The organism is Curvibacter sp. T50, from assembly GCF_057219955.1.
Genome location: NZ_JBXVVU010000001.1, coordinates 805,197 through 821,325, shown reverse-complemented (window position 1 = coordinate 821,325; position 16,129 = coordinate 805,197). Strand labels below are relative to the sequence as shown.

The window sequence follows — 16,129 nt, the reverse complement described above, 5'->3', positions numbered from 1 at the left end:
AGAACCCAGTGCTTTTGTCTCTCAAGGGAAATGTCCCCCCCGCCATCCTGGCGCTCGCAGACGGCACGGTCTTTATCGGCAATTCCATCGGTGCCACCGGCACCACGGTTGGCGAGGTGGTGTTCAACACCGCCATCACCGGCTACCAGGAAATCCTCACCGACCCCAGCTACTGCCGGCAGATCGTGACGCTCACGTATCCGCACATCGGCAACTATGGCGTCAACACCGAGGACATCGAAGCCGACAAGGTCCACGCCGCCGGTCTGATCATCAAGGATTTGCCGCTGCTGGCGTCCAACTTCCGCGCCACCGAAACGCTGTCGCAGTATCTGGTGCGTGAGAACACGGTCGCCATCGCCAACATCGACACGCGAAAGCTCACTCGTCTGTTGCGCACCAAAGGCGCGCAGAACGGCGCCATCGTCGGCCTGGCCGCCGGTGAGGCCGTCACGCAAACCGTCATCGACCGCGCCATCGCCGCCGCCCAGGCCGCGCCCAGCATGGCCGGGCAGGACCTGGCCCGGGTCGTTTCGGCGCCCGCCGCCTACGACTGGACCCAGACCGAATGGAAACTCGGCGACGGTTACGGCAGCCAGAGCGCCCCGCGTTATCATGTCGTCGCCTACGACTTCGGCGTCAAGAAGAACATCCTGCGCATGCTGGCCGAGCGCGGCTGCAAAGTCACCGTGGTGCCAGCGCAGACGCCCGCGGCCGAGGTGCTGAAGCACCAGCCCGACGGCATCTTCCTGTCCAACGGCCCCGGCGACCCCGAGCCCTGCGACTACGCCATCACCGCCGCCCGCGAACTGATCGACACCGGCATCCCCACCTTCGGCATCTGCCTGGGCCACCAGATCATGGCGCTGGCCTCCGGGGCCAAGACCTTCAAGATGAAGTTCGGCCACCATGGCGCCAACCACCCGGTCAAAGACCTGGACAGCGGCCGCGTCAGCATCACCAGCCAGAACCACGGCTTCGCGGTCGACGAGAAAACCCTGCCCGCCAACCTGCGCGCGACCCACGTCAGCCTGTTCGACGGCACGCTGCAGGGCCTGGCCCGCACCGACCGGCCGGCCTTCTGCTTCCAGGGCCACCCCGAAGCCTCACCCGGTCCGCACGACATCGCCTACCTGTTCGACCGGTTCACCGCGCTGATGCAGCACGCCCAGGAGAAGACCCATGCCTAAGCGCACCGACCTCAAAAGCATTCTCATCATCGGCGCCGGCCCGATCATCATCGGCCAGGCCTGCGAGTTCGACTACTCCGGTGTCCAGGCCTGCAAGGCGCTACGCGAGGAGGGCTACAAGGTCATCCTGATCAACAGCAACCCTGCGACGATCATGACCGACCCGGCCACGGCCGATGTCACCTACATCGAACCCATCACCTGGCAGACGGTTGAAAAAATCATCGCCCGCGAGCGCCCGGACGCGATCCTGCCCACCATGGGTGGCCAGACCGCGCTGAACTGCGCGCTCGATCTGTGGCGCCATGGCGTGTTGGCCAAGTACGACGTCGAGCTGATCGGCGCCACGCCCGAGGCCATCGACAAGGCCGAAGACCGCCTGAAGTTCAAGGACGCGATGACCAAGATCGGCCTGGGCTCGGCCCGCTCGGGCATTGCCCACAGCATGGCCGAAGCATGGGAGGTGCAAAAGCGCGTCGGTTTCCCGACCGTGATTCGCCCCAGCTTCACCCTGGGTGGCACCGGTGGCGGCATCGCCTACAACGCCGAAGAGTTCGAAACCATCTGCAAACGCGGCCTGGAAGCCTCGCCCACCAACGAGCTGCTGATCGAAGAATCACTGCTCGGCTGGAAAGAGTACGAGATGGAGGTGGTGCGCGACAAGGCCGACAACTGCATCATCGTCTGCTCCATCGAAAACCTCGACCCCATGGGCGTGCACACCGGCGACTCCATCACCGTCGCCCCGGCGCAGACCCTGACCGACAAGGAATACCAGATCATGCGCAACGCCAGCCTGGCGGTGCTGCGCGAGATCGGCGTGGACACCGGCGGCTCCAACGTGCAGTTCTCGGTCAACCCCCAGGACGGTCGCATGATCGTCATCGAGATGAACCCGCGGGTCAGCCGCAGCTCGGCGCTGGCCTCCAAGGCCACGGGTTTCCCCATTGCCAAGGTGGCGGCCAAGCTGGCCGTGGGCTACACGCTGGACGAGTTGCGCAACGAAATCACCGGCGGCGCCACGCCGGCCAGCTTCGAGCCCAGCATCGACTACGTGGTCACCAAGATTCCGCGCTTCGCGTTTGAAAAGTTCCCCGCGGCCGACAGCCGCCTGACCACGCAGATGAAGAGCGTGGGTGAGGTCATGGCCATGGGCCGCACCTTCCAGGAGAGCTTCCAGAAAGCCCTGCGCGGCCTGGAAGTGGGCGTGGACGGCATGAACGAAAAAACCCAGGACCGCGAAATCCTGGAAAAAGAGCTGGGCGAGCCCGGCCCGGACCGCATCTGGTATGTGGGCGATGCCTTCGCCGCCGGCTGGTCGGTCGACGAGGTGCACGACCTAACCAAGATCGACAAATGGTTCCTGGTGCAGATTGAAGAAATCGTCCGCATCGAACTCGAACTCGACCAGTTGGCTGCTGCCCAAGGCGAGGGCGCCCTGGCCGCGCTGGACGCCACGACGCTGCGCACGCTGAAGAAAAAGGGCTTCTCCGACCGCCGTCTGGCCAAACTGCTGAAGACCACCGAAAAAGCCGTGCGCGACGCCCGGCGCGCCCTGGGCGTGCGCCCGGTCTACAAGCGCGTGGACACCTGCGCGGCCGAATTCGCCACCGACACCGCCTACCTGTACTCCACCTATGAGGACGAGTGCGAGGCCGAGCCGACCGACAAGAAGAAGATCATGGTGCTGGGCGGCGGTCCCAACCGCATCGGCCAGGGCATCGAGTTCGACTACTGCTGTGTGCACGCCGCGCTGGCCATGCGCGAAGACGGCTACGAGACCATCATGGTCAACTGCAACCCCGAAACCGTCTCCACCGATTACGACACCTCTGACCGCCTGTATTTCGAGCCGCTGACGCTGGAAGACGTGCTCGAAATCGTCGACAAGGAAAAGCCGGCGGGCGTGATCGTGCAGTACGGCGGCCAGACGCCGCTCAAGCTCGCGCTGGGCCTGGAGGCCAATGGCGTGCCCATCATCGGCACCAGCCCGGACATGATTGACGCCGCCGAAGACCGCGAACGCTTCCAGAAGCTGCTGCACGACCTGGGCCTGCGCCAGCCGCCCAACGCCACCGCCCGCACCGAGGCCGAGGCGCTGGAGAAAGCCGCCGCGCTGGGTTACCCGCTGGTGGTGCGCCCCAGCTACGTGCTCGGTGGTCGTGCGATGGAAATCGTGCACGAACAGCGTGACCTGGAGCGCTACATGCGCGAGGCCGTCAAGGTCAGCAACGACAGCCCGGTGCTGCTGGACCGCTTCCTCAACGACGCCATCGAATGCGATGTGGACTGCCTGCGCGACCCCTCCGGCCGCACCTTCATCGGCGGTGTCATGGAACACATCGAGCAGGCCGGCGTGCACAGCGGCGACTCCGCCTGCTCGCTGCCGCCCTACAGCCTGAGCGCCGACACCGTGGCCGAGCTCAAGCGCCAGTCCGCCGCCATGGCCGGCGCGTTGAACGTGGTGGGCCTGATGAACGTGCAGTTCGCCATCCAGCAGATCGACGGCCAGGACGTCATCTACGTGCTGGAAGTCAACCCCCGCGCCAGCCGCACCGTGCCTTATGTGTCCAAAGCCACCGGCATCCAGCTGGCCAAGGTCGCGGCGCGCTGCATGGCCGGCCAGACGCTGGCCGAGCAGGGGATCACGCAGGAAGTTACCCCGCCGTATTTCAGCGTCAAGGAAGCGGTGTTCCCCTTCGTCAAGTTCCCGGGTGTGGACACCATCCTCGGCCCCGAGATGAAATCCACCGGCGAAGTCATGGGCGTGGGCAAGACCTTCGGCGAAGCCTTCGTCAAGAGCCAGATCGGCGCCGGCACCAAGCTGCCGCGCCCCTTCAAGGCCGACGGCACGCCCACGGGCAAAGTGTTCCTGACGGTCAAGAACGGCGACAAGAGCCGCGCCGTCGAGGTGGCCCGCCAGCTGGTGGCGCTGGGTTTCGATCTGGTGGCCACCCGCGGCACCGCCGCCGCCATTGCCGCGGCCGGTGTGCCGGTCAAGGTGGTCAACAAGGTCACCGAAGGCCGCCCGCACATTGTGGACATGATCAAGAACAACGAAATCGTGCTGGTCATCAACACCGTGGAAGAGCGCCGCAATGCCATCGCCGACTCGCGCCAGATCCGCACCTCGGCCCTGCTGGCCCGGGTGACCACCTTCACCACCATCGCCGGCGCCGAAGCCGCGGTGGAGGGCATGAAGTACGTGGACCAGCTCGACGTGATTTCCGTGCAGGACATGCACGCCCAACTGGCCGCCTGAGCCCCAGTCGCGGCATAATCCGCCCCCATGAACCCGCCGGACGGCAACGCCCGGCGGTTTGCTTTTGGAGAACGACCCCCATGGCCACCATCCCCATCACCAAACGCGGCGTTGAAAAACTCAAGGCCGAACTGCACGACCTCAAGACCGTACAACGTCCCTGGGTCATCAACGCCATCGCCGAAGCGCGCGCCCAGGGCGACCTGAGCGAAAACGCCGAATACGACGCCGCCAAAGACCGCCAGGGCTTCATCGAAGGCCGCATCCGCGAGCTGGAAGGCAAGCTGTCGGCCGCGCAGATCATCGACCCGGCCACACTCGATGCCGGCGGCAAAGTCGTCTTTGGCGCCACCGTGGAACTGGAAGACGAAGACAGCGGCGACACCGTCCGTTACCAGATCGTCGGCGAAGACGAAGCCGACCTCAAGCTCGGCCTGATCAACATCAGCAGCCCCATCGCCCGCGCATTGATCGGCAAGGAAGAGGGCGACACCGCCGAAGTGCAGGCCCCGGGCGGCCTGCGCCGCTACGAAATCATCGGCGTCTCCTACGTCTGACGCGCCCGCCGGCGCGCCACCCCCCGTGCTCGACCGCCTGCCCCTGTTCGCCGCCGCCCTGTGGTGGGGCAGCCTGAGCACCATCGGCTTTCTGGCCGTCCCCTTGCTGTTTGCCCACCTGCCCACACCGGCTCTGGCGGGCAACACCGCGGCCCGCTTGTTTGCGGCACAGACCTGGGTCACGCTGGCCTGCGGCCTGGTGCTGTTGATGGCACACCGGCGCCAGCTCCTGGTGGAGGCCGACAGCGTCGCGCCGGCCGCCCGCGCGGCGGCGGGCCCGGACCGAGCCCTGCATTTCGTCACGGCCGGCATGCTGCTGGCGCTGCTGGTGGAATTTGCCGTGGCTCCGCGCATCGTGGCGCGCGAGAACCTGCGCCTGTGGCACAGCGTCGGCACCGGCCTGTACGCCCTGCAATGGCTGTGCGCCGCCGCCGTGCTCTGGCGCCAGGGCGCCGCGCGCCGCGCCGCCTGAAGCAATCCCCGGCCCGCGCGGGCCCTCACCGTACCCCTTTTCCTCCTTTTGCAGGCCCTTCGGCCTGACTAAGATGGCCCCCGTGCGCCCCGGCCGCGCCGCGCACGGCCTCCACGGACCCATGCTCCGCAAAAAGCGTCGCCCAAGCCCGGTGCAGAAGGTGGCGGCCGAGGCGGGGCGGGAGCGGTGAATGCTATGGTGGTCATAGCAAACAACGACCTTTTGACGCTGGGTATGGGGCAAAAAGACCGTGAAAAGCGCTTTGAACGGCGTTTGGGGGCCAGTCAGGGCGGCAAAGCGGGGCGCCTGGCGGCTTGTCTTGCAGACGGGGCATCGGGAAAGGGATCAAGGATGAAGAAAAACATAGCAAGAAATGACCGGATGACGCTGGGAACCGACAAAAAAGGCTTGAAACCATTGCCGGTGGTAACTCTGGGGCGCCTGATGCCGGTGCTGGGTTTGGCGGCGCTCCTCGGGCCGCTGGCCGTACAGGCGCGGGGCACTGCGGCGCCAACGGCCGGTAAGAGCATCGGCCTGCCAGCCAGGCTGCGCACGAGCTGAAGGCGCCGGGGCCGCGCAGGCGGGCCCCGTCCGCGGAGCCCGATGGGATCGGTTTCCGTTCCCACACCGATTGCGTCAGGCGTGGGTCTCGTCCTGCGTGAAGCGCTGGATGCGTGCCAGGACATCGGCCATCGATTCTTTTGCGAGCGCGCGTTCATAGTCGGCCTGCAGGCCGGTCCAGAAGCCTTCACTGGTGCCGAAAAACCGGGCCAGACGCAGATCGGTGTCCACCGTGACCGCGCGCGTGCCGGCGACGATCTCGCCAATCCGGCGCTGGGGCACGCCGATTTCCTTGGCCAAACGGTATTGCGTCAAACCCATGGGTTTGAGGAAATCCTCCAGCAGGATTTCGCCGGGGTGCGGCCAGGGGATTTCGCGAGGCATGGGGTTTCCTTTCAGTGATAGTCCACGATTTCGACATGGCCGGCGTGGCCGTTGGCCCAGACAAAGCACACGCGCCACTGGTCGTTGATGCGGATGCTGTGCTGCCCCTTGCGGTCGCCTTGCAGCATTTCCAGGCGGTTGCCCGGCGGGATGCGCAGGTCGTCCAGCGTGGCCGCACGGTTCAACATGGCCAGTTTGCGCAGGGCAACGGCTTCGAAGTGGGCCCAGCGCTTGACCCGCATGCCGTTGAACAGGCGCTCGGTGTCGGCACACTGGAAATCGAGGATCATGCGGAAATAGTAACGACACACGATAGTATCGTCAACCGTTTCTACCGAAAAATCCGGGCGCCTGCCTCATTTAAAGAAGACTACAGGTGAAGTACTTCGACAACAGAGACACGCTGTCCAGTCGAATCTCCGCCCCGAACGCAGAGAAGCTGCGCTACCCCGACGGCTTTCACCACGTGATCGAGATGCCCCAGCGGGTGATGCAGGTCATGAACCGCATCGACCGCGAAGCGGGCCAGCGTTTTGACGACGCGATTCGCGGCATGGCGAACACCATGCGCCCCCAGGCACCCGCGGGCCTTCCCCCGACGAATCCTCAAAAACCATAGCGAAGAATGACCTTTTGACGCTGGGTATGGGGCAAAAAGACCGTGAAACCCCCGCGCCAGGCCACTTCGGGCCTCTCGGGGCGCCGTCGCGCGGCCGGTCGGCGCGGGAGGCTTATTCCCGCCAGTGTTCGGCTACCCAGGTCGCGGGCCGGATGTAGCGAAACCGCCGGTTGCGGCGTCCGGCCAGGGCGTCCGGCGGGTTGCATTCGCCGTGGAAGATGACGATGCGGGCATCCGGCGGCACGGAGGGGGCCTGCCAGTAGTTGGCGGGCCAGCGCGGAATGCTGTGGTATTTGAAGCTGGGGCACCAGGCGGCGGGCCAGTATTGCAGCTTGCCCTGGCGGTGCAGAAAGTCCGACAGGTAGGCCTGTTCGTTGCGGAACTTCGCGCGCACTTCGTCCACATGGGTGCGGAAATACTCCAGCACGTCGGGGTGCGCGCCGAGCTCGAAGCGGTAGACCGACGAGTTGCCGGTGATGCGCCAAGGGCGTTTGTAGTCGTGAATGATCAGGAATTCGCCCGGCTGCTCGAAAAACGGGTCCAGCGCGCCGGTGATGACCACGTCCACGTCCAGAAACAGGGCGGTGCCCCGCAGGCCGTGCAGGTCTTTGGAGAAGCTGACCAGTTTGGTCCAGCCGCGTTCGGGGCTGCCGGGGGGCAGGTCCAGTGGCGGGATGGGGTAACACGACACCTCGGGGCGGATGCCCTGGCGGTTGTCGGTCAGGCAGACCATGTGGAAGTCGCCGCGCAGGTGCCGGCGCACCATGGCGTAGAGGCGGTTGACGTATTCGGGCCCGTATTTGGTGCCCCATTTCATGCAGATGACGTGGCGCTGGCGCGCGGCGGGTTCGCTCATGGTGGCAGCGGCGCGGTGGCTCAGTCGTGGCGGCCTTTTTTGACCGATTTCTGCTTGGGTTTGGCGCGTTTGACCTGGCCTCCGGGTGTCAGGCGCTGGTTGCCCAGCACGCGCAGGATTTTCACTTCGGGGCGCTGGCCGCCCCGGCTGCTGTTCTTGAGGACTTTGAACTCGCGCGGGCCGCGTTTGCGGTCTTCATCGATCGTTTTTTCTTTTTCGGGCTTGGGGCGCCACAACACCAGCAGTTTGCCGATGTGCTGGATGGGCGCGGCGTCCAGGGTATCGGCCAGTTGCTGGTAGACCGATTCACGCGCGGCGCGGTCGTCGCCGAGCACACGGATCTTGATCAGCCCGTGGGCCTTGAGCGCGGCGTCGGTTTCCTTGACGACGGCGGGGGTGAGGCCGTCGTTGCCGATCATGACAACCGGGTCCAGGTGATGGGCCTCGGCACGGTGAACCTTGCGCTGGGCGGGGGTAAGTTGGATCTGGGGCATGGGGGTATTATCCCCGGTCCATCCGGGCGGGCCATGAAAGTCAAGACCAAGAGCAAAAAGGTGAACAAGGCGTGGTTGAACGACCATGTCAACGACCCGTGGGTCAAGCTCGCGGCCAAGGAGGGTTACCGCGCCCGTGCCGCCTACAAGCTGCGCGAAATCGACGAAACCTTGCGCCTGATCCGGCCCGGTCATCTGGTGGTGGACCTGGGCTCCACCCCCGGCGCGTGGAGCCAGTATGTGCGTCGGCGGCTGGCGCCGGACGGCGCTGCGGTGGGCAAGCTGGACGGCACCATCATCGCGCTGGACCTGCTGCCGATGGAGCCGATCGAGGGCGTGACCTTCATTCAGGGGGATTTCCGCGAAGCCGAGGTGCTGGCCCGGCTGGAAGCCGCGGTGGCCGGCCGCAAGGCGGACGTGGTCGTATCGGACATGGCGCCCAACCTGTCGGGGGTGGAATCGGTGGATGCGGCGCGGATTGCCCACCTGGTGGAGCTGGCGGCGGACTTTGCCGTGCAGCACCTCAAGCCGGGCGGGGCGCTGGTGGTCAAGCTGTTTCACGGCAGCGGCTATGCGCAGCTGGTGCAGCTGTTTCGCGATACGTTTCACACGGTCAAGCCGTTCAAACCCAAGGCCTCGCGCGACAAGTCGTCAGAGACGTTTCTGGTGGGCATCGGCCTGAAGACGCCGCCTGCGGCTTGACCCGCGTCAAGGGCCGGTCGGCCCGATGCGACAAATCCTTGCCGCTGCCGTGGCTGTCGGGCCCGATCACGCGGGGTACTTGACTTGAAACGCCTAAAATGGCACCCATCTGCGCAGCGTTGGTGTCTGTGCCCTTGTGACTGGAGTCTTGCTTGAATAATCAGTGGTTCTCGAAAATTGCCGTCTGGATGGTGATTGCCATGGTGCTGTTCACCGTGTTCAAGCAGTTCGACGGGCGTGCCACGGCCGGGGCGGGCTTCATGGGTTACTCCGACTTCCTGGAAGAAGTGCGCAGCAACCGCATCAAGAGCGCCACCATTCAGGAGGGGCAGGGCGGCACGGAGATTTCCGCCGTGACCGTCGATGACCGCCGCATCCGCACCACCGCGACCTATCTGGACCGCGGCCTGGTCGGTGACCTGATTGCCGGCGGTGTGAAGTTTGATGTCAAGCCGCGCGAAGAAGGCTCGCTGCTGATGACGTTGCTGGTCAGCTGGGGCCCGATGCTGCTGCTGATCGGCGTGTGGATCTACTTCATGCGCCAGATGCAGGGCGGCGGCAAGGGCGGGGCGTTCAGCTTTGGCAAGAGCAAGGCGCGCATGCTCGACGAAAACAACAACCAGGTGACCTTTGCCGATGTGGCCGGTTGCGACGAGGCCAAGGAAGAAGTCAAGGAAGTGGTGGACTTCCTCAAGGACCCGCAGAAGTTCCAGAAGCTGGGCGGCCGCATTCCGCGTGGCCTGCTGCTGGTCGGCCCCCCCGGGACCGGCAAGACGCTGCTGGCCAAGGGTATTGCCGGCGAAGCCAAGGTGCCGTTCTTCAGCATCTCGGGTTCCGACTTTGTGGAAATGTTCGTCGGCGTGGGCGCGGCCCGTGTGCGCGACATGTTCGAGAACGCCAAGAAAAACGCGCCCTGCATCATCTTCATCGACGAAATTGACGCCGTCGGTCGCCAGCGTGGTGCCGGTCTGGGTGGTGGCAACGATGAACGCGAGCAGACCCTCAACCAGATGCTGGTCGAGATGGACGGCTTCGAGACCAATCTCGGCGTGATTGTGGTGGCGGCCACCAACCGTCCGGACATCCTGGATGCGGCGCTGCTGCGTCCGGGCCGTTTTGACCGCCAGGTGTATGTGACGCTGCCCGACATTCGTGGCCGCGAGCAGATCCTGAATGTGCACATGCGCAAGATTCCCATCGGCCAGGACGTCGCCCCGGCCATCATCGCGCGGGGCACACCGGGCATGAGCGGTGCCGACCTGGCCAACCTGTGCAACGAAGCCGCACTGATGGCCGCCCGGCGCAATGCCCGTGTGGTCGAGATGCAGGATTTCGAGAAGGCCAAGGACAAGATCCTGATGGGACCGGAACGCAAGAGCATGGTCATGCCCGAGGAAGAGCGCCGCAACACGGCCTACCACGAGGCCGGGCATGCGCTCATCGGCAAGCTGCTGCCCAAGTGCGACCCGGTGCACAAGGTCACCATCATCCCGCGTGGCCGGGCGCTGGGCGTGACCATGAGCCTGCCGGCGCAGGATCGCTACAGTTACGACAAGGAATACATGCTCAACCAGATCAGCATGTTGTTCGGCGGTCGTATTGCTGAAGAGGTCTTCATGAACCAGATGACCACCGGCGCGAGCAACGACTTCGAGCGCGCCACCCACATCGCGCGCGACATGGTCATGCGCTACGGCATGACCGAGGCCCTGGGCCCCATGGTCTACGCCGAAAACGAAGGGGAAGTGTTCCTGGGCCGCTCGGTCACCAAAACGACCAACATGAGCGAAGAGACCATGCAGAAGGTCGACGCCGAGGTGCGCCGCATCATCGACCAGCAGTACAGTCTGGCCCGCCGCCTGATCGAAGAGCACAGCGACAAGATGCATGCCATGGCCAAGGCCTTGCTGGAGTGGGAGACGATTGACGCCGACCAGCTCGACGACATCATGGCCGGGCGCGATCCGCGGCCACCCCGGGACGGCACGCCACGCACGCCGTCGTCCGGCGGCGGCAGCGGCGGCGCGACCGTCAAGCCCGACGCGGCCCCCACGGCGGCCTGACCGCCGGGGCTACGACGGTGCAATGATCATGACGGGGCTTCGGCCCCGTCGTTTTTCCTGTTTTCATGTTCTGGCAGACCTCCCGATTCCGCATCGACCTGTCCCGTCCGCAGGTGATGGGCATCGTCAACGTCACCCCCGATTCGTTTTCGGACGGCGGGCGGCACATCGACCCCCGGGCGGCGCTGCGCCGCTGTGAACAGCTGGTGGGCGAGGGCGCGGACATCCTGGATATCGGCGGCGAATCTACCCGCCCGGGTGCGGCGCCGGTTTCCCCGGCCGAGGAACTGGCGCGTATCGAGCCGGTGATACGGGGCGCGCTGAGACTGGGCGTGCCGGTGTCGGTGGACACCTTCAAGCCGGAGGTCATGCAGCGGGTGCTGGACTGGGGAGTCGACGTCATCAATGACGTCCGTGCGCTGCAGGAGGCCGGCTCGGCGCTGGTGGTGGCCCGTCATGGCAGCTGCGGCGTGTGCCTGATGCACATGCACCGCGATCCGCAGTCCATGCAACTGGCCCCGATGGAAGGGGACGCGGTGTCCGTGGTGCGGGCCTTTCTGGCGCAGGCCGCGGCGCGGCTGCAGGTGCTGGGGGTGGAGCACACCCGCATCGTGCTGGACCCCGGCATCGGTTTTGGCAAGACGGTGGCGCAGAACTGTGCCCTGCTGGCCCGCCAGCGGGCGCTGGCGGATCTGGGCTTTCCGCTGCTGGTGGGCTGGTCGCGCAAGTCCACGCTGGGAGCCATCACGGCCGTGGATGGCGTGGCAACACCGCCTGCCGAGCGGCTGCTGCCCAGTGTGGCGGCCGCGCTGCTTGCCGTGGAGCGCGGCGCCGCCGTGGTTCGGGTGCACGATGTGCGCGAGACCGTGCAGGCGCTGCGCGTCTGGCAGGCCTGCAGCGGTCACCCTACCTGAACAGGGGGGTGCGGCCCCCGGCAGCGGGTGGTTCGATCGAACGCCGGCGCGTTGCGGGGATAATCGCCGGTTTCGCCAACACCCGTCCTGATCGTTATGACCCGTAAATACTTCGGCACCGATGGCATCCGTGGCACCGTGGGGCAGTCGCCCATCACCCCCGACTTTGTGCTGCGCCTGGCCCATGCCGTCGGGCGGGTGCTGCACCGCACCGAAAACCACCCCACGGTGCTGATCGGCAAGGACACCCGCATCTCCGGCTACATGCTCGAATCGGCGCTGGAGTCCGGCTTCAACTCGGCCGGGGTCGATGTCGTGCTGCTGGGCCCGGTGCCCACGCCGGCGGTGGCCTACCTCACACGGGCCCAGCGCGCCAGCCTGGGGGTTGTCATCAGCGCCAGCCACAACCCGTTTCGCGACAACGGCATCAAGTTCTTCAGCGCCCAGGGCACCAAACTGCCCGACGACTGGGAGCGCGCCGTCGAAGCCGAACTCGACGCGCCGCCCTCGTGGGCCGAGTCGGACCACATCGGCAAGGCGCGGCGCCTGGACGATGCCGCCGGCCGCTACATCGAATTTTGCAAAAGCACCTTTGCCAACGACCTGACCCTCAAGGGCCTGAAGATTGTGGTCGACGCCGCGCACGGCGCGGCCTACCAGATCGCGCCCAAGGTGTTTCACGAGCTGGGTGCCGAGGTCGTTGCCATCGGCTGTGCGCCCGACGGGCTGAACATCAACCACAACGTGGGCGCCACCCACCCCGAGGCGCTGGTGGCGGCCGTCAAGGCGCATGGCGCCGATTACGGTGTGGCGCTGGACGGTGACGCCGACCGCCTGCAACTGGTGGACGCCAGCGGACGCCTGTTCAACGGCGACGAGCTGCTCTACCTCATGGTGGCCGACCGCATCGCGCGTGATGAGGACGTGCCCGGCTGCGTGGGCACGCTCATGACCAACAAGGCGGTCGAAGTGGCGCTCAAGGCCCGGGGCGTGAAATTCGTGCGCGCCAACGTGGGTGACCGTTATGTGCTCGAAGAGCTGCACCGCCACGGCTGGATTCTGGGCGGCGAAGGCTCCGGCCATCTGCTGGTGCTGGACCGTCACACCACCGGCGACGGCCTGGTCAGCGCCTTGCAGGTGCTGCAGGCCTGTGTGGGCAGCGGACGCACCATGGCCCAGCTGCTCGACGGCGTGACCCTGTTTCCCCAGGTGCTGCTCAATGTCAAGATGCCGCGCGGCTACGACTGGAAGGGCAACGCCCGCCTGATGGCCGAAGTGGCGGCCGTGGAGGCCGAGCTGGGGGACAGCGGGCGCGTGCTGATCCGCGCCAGCGGTACCGAGCCGCTGCTGCGCGTGATGGTGGAAGCGCGTGACGACGTGGTGGCCCGCAACGCCGCCGAACGCCTGGTCGCCACGCTGCGCTGACCCGCCGCGTTCGCCGGTGCGCCCATGACAGACGTCGCGGCGACCCCGGCGATGACCGGTGTAACGACCGGCGAGCCCTGGGCGGTGGCCGCGGTCTTTGCGCTGGTCTACCTGGGCATGTTCCTCGGCGGCCTGCCGCGCCTGAAGCTGGACCGCACCGGTGTGGCCCTGCTGGGCGCGATTGCCGTCATCGGCCTGGGAGCGATGAGTGTCGAACAGGCGGCGCGCGCCATTGACTTGCCGACCATCGTGCTGCTGTTCTCCTTCATGGTGGTGGCCGCGCAGATGCGGCTGGGCGGTTTCTACACCGCCGTGACACGGCGGGTGGCGGCGCTGCCGCTGGGGCCGGCGGGATTGCTGGCGGCGCTGATCGCGGTGGCCGGGGCGCTGTCGGCGGTGTTCTCCAACGATGTCATCTGCCTGGCCATGACCCCGGTGGTGGCGCGGCTGTGCCTGCGGCGCGGCCTCGACCCCGTGGTGTTCCTGGTCGCCCTGGCCTGCGCGGCCAACATCGGTTCGGCCGCGACGCTGATCGGCAATCCGCAGAACATGCTGATCGGCTCGGTACTGCAGCTGCCCTTTGGTGACTACCTGCGCCAGGCCCTGCCGCCGGTGGCGCTGGCCCTGGCGGCGCTGTGGCTGTGGCTGGCCTGGGGGCCGGGGCGCGCCCGGTTGGGCGCCGTGGCGTCGGCGGGCGCGGCGTCGGGTTCGGCCGCTGCGCCGGTGACCGGTGCCGGCGCGGCCGACGAGCCCCCGTTCGACGCCTGGCAGACCGCCAAAGGGCTGACCGTCGCGGCCACGCTGATGGCGGTTTTCCTGTTCACCGACTGGCCCCGCGACGTGGCTGCGCTGGTCGGCGCCGGCGTGCTGTTGCTCAGCCGGCGCTTTCACTCGTCCGAGGTGATGCGCTTTGTCGACTGGGAGCTGCTGATCCTGTTCATGGGCCTGTTTGTCGTCAACCACGCGTTCGAAGCCACCGGTCTGGCGGCGCAGGCGGTGGCCTGGCTGGCCGCGCAGGGTGTGCACCTGGCCGAGCCCGGTGTCTTGCTGGTGGTCGGGGTGGCGCTGTCCAACCTGGTGTCCAACGTGCCGGCGGTGATGCTGCTGCTGCCGCATCTGCCGTCGGCCGAAGCGGGGGTCTTGCTGGCGCTGGTCAGCACCCTGGCGGGCAATCTGCTGCTGGTGGGCTCCATTGCCAACCTCATCGTGGCCGACCTGGCGCGCGACGCCGGCATCACCATCGACTGGCGGGCCCATGCTGCCATTGGCGTGCCGGTGACGCTTCTGACGCTGGCCATCACCTGGGGCTGGCTTCGCTGGGCAGGCTGAGCGGTGCAGGGCGCGGCGCGCCCGTTCGGTCCGGCTCAGGGCTCCGGGGTGTCGGTCAGCGGGGCGCGGTGGCGTGGCCCCGGGTGCGACGGCCCAGCCCCAGCAGGATGACCAGCGCGACCAGACCGAGCGCAGCCGTCAGCCCCAGGGCGCCCAGGCCCCAGCGCTCCAGGGCGATGCCGAACAGCGGCGGCGCCAGCGCCTGCGCGAACCGGGCCGGCGCCATGATCAGGCCCAGCCGCGCGCCGTAGCCGGCCGGGCCGAACAGCGCCAGCGGCAGGCTGCCTTTGGCAATGGTCAGGATACCCACACCGGCGCCGTGCAGGAGCGCAAACACCGGGGCCGCCGCCGCCAGCCCGGGGCCAGCGGCCAGCAGCAGCGCCAGTGCGGCCAGCGGATGCAGCGCCGCGGCAAGCTGCGCCGACCGTATCGGCGGCAGGCGGTGCATCAGGCCGAATTCAGCCAGGCGACCGGCCACCTGTGCCGGGCCCACCAGCGTGCCGACCGCAACCGCAGCCGCCAGGCCCAGGCCCGCCGCCTGCAACATGGCCGGCAGGTGGGTCGCCATGGCGGTGCTGATGAACCAGGCGATGGCGAACACCGCCGCCAGCGCCACGGCCGTTCCCGCGCCGGCCGCCGGGCGCGGTTCCTGGGCGGCCGTCCCGGACGGATGGAGGGCTGCCGGGGGCGCGACCGGCGCCTGCCCCCGGGGCAGCCGCGCATTGAGCGGCCAGCCCAGCACCAGGTGCAGCGCCGCCCAGGCCAGGCAGGCGCCACGCCAGTCCCACAGCGTCAACCACCAGGCCGTCAGGGGCCAGCCCACGGTGCTGGCAAAGCCCGCAATCAGTGTGATGCCGGTGATCGCCTGGCGCGAGCGTGGCCCATACAGCCGCACCAGCGCCGCAAAGGCCGTTTCATACAAGCCGGCGCCCATGGCCAGGCCCAGCAACGTCCAGGCCGCAAACAGGCTGACCGGCCCCTGGGCCGCGGCCAGCGCCACCAGGCCCGCGGCAAACAGCAGGCTGGTGAACGGCAGCACGCGCTGCCCGCCGTGCCGGTCGATGGCCCGCCCGGCCCAGGGGCCGATCAGGGCCGACACGACCAGCGCCACGGAAAACGCCAGCAGCACGAGCGAGCGGCTCACGCCCAGGTCGCGCGCCATCGGCGCCGCCACCAGCGCCGGCAGGTAGTAGGTGGACGCGTACGCCAGCGTCTGGGCCGTGCCCAGCGCCACCACGGTGCGCCAGAGGGAATCTCGCATCAGGCCATTGTGGACGATGGCCTCCGCCGCCGGCGCCGCC

16 protein-coding genes are annotated in these 16,129 nt (G+C 67.1%); 11 read left to right on the top strand and 5 right to left on the bottom strand.

The window, feature by feature from the left end; all coding sequences use genetic code 11:
- The first annotated feature begins 8 nt into the window (after positions 1 to 8).
- From carA to AC2EBU_RS03885, 5 genes are all read left to right on the top strand, one after another.
- Complete coding sequence (carA, locus tag AC2EBU_RS03905; RefSeq protein WP_484609065.1) at positions 9 to 1,190, top strand: glutamine-hydrolyzing carbamoyl-phosphate synthase small subunit; 1,182 nt, start codon at positions 9 to 11, stop codon at positions 1,188 to 1,190.
- The gene (gene carB / locus AC2EBU_RS03900; protein WP_484609064.1) at positions 1,183 to 4,452 is read left to right on the top strand and encodes a carbamoyl-phosphate synthase large subunit; all 3,270 of its coding nucleotides are present in this window, start codon (positions 1,183 to 1,185) and stop codon (positions 4,450 to 4,452) included. Before carA ends, carB begins: the two co-directional genes overlap by 8 nt.
- A gap of 80 nt (positions 4,453 to 4,532) precedes the next feature.
- A complete protein-coding gene (greA, locus tag AC2EBU_RS03895) occupies positions 4,533 to 5,009 on the top strand; it encodes a transcription elongation factor GreA (protein ID WP_484609063.1) in 477 nt (158 codons plus the stop codon).
- A 25-nt stretch (positions 5,010 to 5,034) separates the two neighbouring features.
- Positions 5,035 to 5,481: a DUF4149 domain-containing protein gene (locus AC2EBU_RS03890; protein ID WP_484609062.1), complete on the top strand. Its 447-nt coding sequence runs from the start codon at positions 5,035 to 5,037 to the stop codon at positions 5,479 to 5,481.
- A gap of 195 nt (positions 5,482 to 5,676) precedes the next feature.
- Positions 5,677 to 6,042, top strand: a complete 366-nt coding sequence (locus AC2EBU_RS03885) for a hypothetical protein (protein ID WP_484609061.1) — start codon at positions 5,677 to 5,679, stop codon at positions 6,040 to 6,042.
- Positions 6,043 to 6,117: 75 nt separating this feature from the next.
- On the opposite strand, the gene AC2EBU_RS03880 is transcribed toward AC2EBU_RS03885, so the two are convergent.
- The gene (locus AC2EBU_RS03880; protein WP_484609060.1) at positions 6,118 to 6,426 is read right to left on the bottom strand and encodes a HigA family addiction module antitoxin; all 309 of its coding nucleotides are present in this window, start codon (positions 6,424 to 6,426) and stop codon (positions 6,118 to 6,120) included.
- Positions 6,427 to 6,437: 11 nt separating this feature from the next.
- Positions 6,438 to 6,716, bottom strand: a complete 279-nt coding sequence (locus AC2EBU_RS03875) for a type II toxin-antitoxin system RelE/ParE family toxin (protein ID WP_484610110.1) — start codon at positions 6,714 to 6,716, stop codon at positions 6,438 to 6,440.
- A gap of 86 nt (positions 6,717 to 6,802) precedes the next feature.
- On the opposite strand from AC2EBU_RS03875, the gene AC2EBU_RS03870 reads away from it, so the two are divergent.
- Positions 6,803 to 7,045: a hypothetical protein gene (locus AC2EBU_RS03870; RefSeq protein WP_484609059.1), complete on the top strand. Its 243-nt coding sequence runs from the start codon at positions 6,803 to 6,805 to the stop codon at positions 7,043 to 7,045.
- Between the two features lie 112 nt (positions 7,046 to 7,157).
- Here the strand turns inward: AC2EBU_RS03870 and AC2EBU_RS03865 are convergent, their stop codons facing one another.
- Together AC2EBU_RS03865 and AC2EBU_RS03860 are read right to left on the bottom strand one after the other, a co-directional pair.
- Positions 7,158 to 7,901, bottom strand: coding sequence for a glycosyltransferase (locus tag AC2EBU_RS03865; RefSeq protein WP_484609058.1), 744 nt, complete (start codon positions 7,899 to 7,901; stop codon positions 7,158 to 7,160).
- Positions 7,902 to 7,921: 20 nt separating this feature from the next.
- Positions 7,922 to 8,395, bottom strand: coding sequence for a YhbY family RNA-binding protein (locus tag AC2EBU_RS03860; protein WP_484609057.1), 474 nt, complete (start codon positions 8,393 to 8,395; stop codon positions 7,922 to 7,924).
- A 33-nt stretch (positions 8,396 to 8,428) separates the two neighbouring features.
- Between AC2EBU_RS03860 and AC2EBU_RS03855 the strand changes: the two genes are divergently transcribed.
- From AC2EBU_RS03855 to AC2EBU_RS03835, 5 genes are all read left to right on the top strand, one after another.
- Complete coding sequence (locus AC2EBU_RS03855; protein ID WP_484609056.1) at positions 8,429 to 9,097, top strand: RlmE family RNA methyltransferase; 669 nt, start codon at positions 8,429 to 8,431, stop codon at positions 9,095 to 9,097.
- Positions 9,098 to 9,249: 152 nt separating this feature from the next.
- Positions 9,250 to 11,160: an ATP-dependent zinc metalloprotease FtsH gene (ftsH, locus tag AC2EBU_RS03850; RefSeq protein WP_484609055.1), complete on the top strand. Its 1,911-nt coding sequence runs from the start codon at positions 9,250 to 9,252 to the stop codon at positions 11,158 to 11,160.
- A gap of 65 nt (positions 11,161 to 11,225) precedes the next feature.
- Positions 11,226 to 12,074: a dihydropteroate synthase gene (gene folP, locus AC2EBU_RS03845; protein ID WP_484609054.1), complete on the top strand. Its 849-nt coding sequence runs from the start codon at positions 11,226 to 11,228 to the stop codon at positions 12,072 to 12,074.
- A 96-nt stretch (positions 12,075 to 12,170) separates the two neighbouring features.
- Entirely contained in the window at positions 12,171 to 13,499 is a 1,329-nt protein-coding gene (gene glmM, locus AC2EBU_RS03840; protein ID WP_484609053.1) for a phosphoglucosamine mutase, read from the top strand.
- A 24-nt stretch (positions 13,500 to 13,523) separates the two neighbouring features.
- Positions 13,524 to 14,828, top strand: coding sequence for an anion transporter (locus AC2EBU_RS03835; protein WP_484609052.1), 1,305 nt, complete (start codon positions 13,524 to 13,526; stop codon positions 14,826 to 14,828).
- A 55-nt stretch (positions 14,829 to 14,883) separates the two neighbouring features.
- Here the strand turns inward: AC2EBU_RS03835 and AC2EBU_RS03830 are convergent, their stop codons facing one another.
- Positions 14,884 to 16,089, bottom strand: coding sequence for an MFS transporter (locus AC2EBU_RS03830; protein WP_484609051.1), 1,206 nt, complete (start codon positions 16,087 to 16,089; stop codon positions 14,884 to 14,886).
- Positions 16,090 to 16,129: the final 40 nt, after the last annotated feature.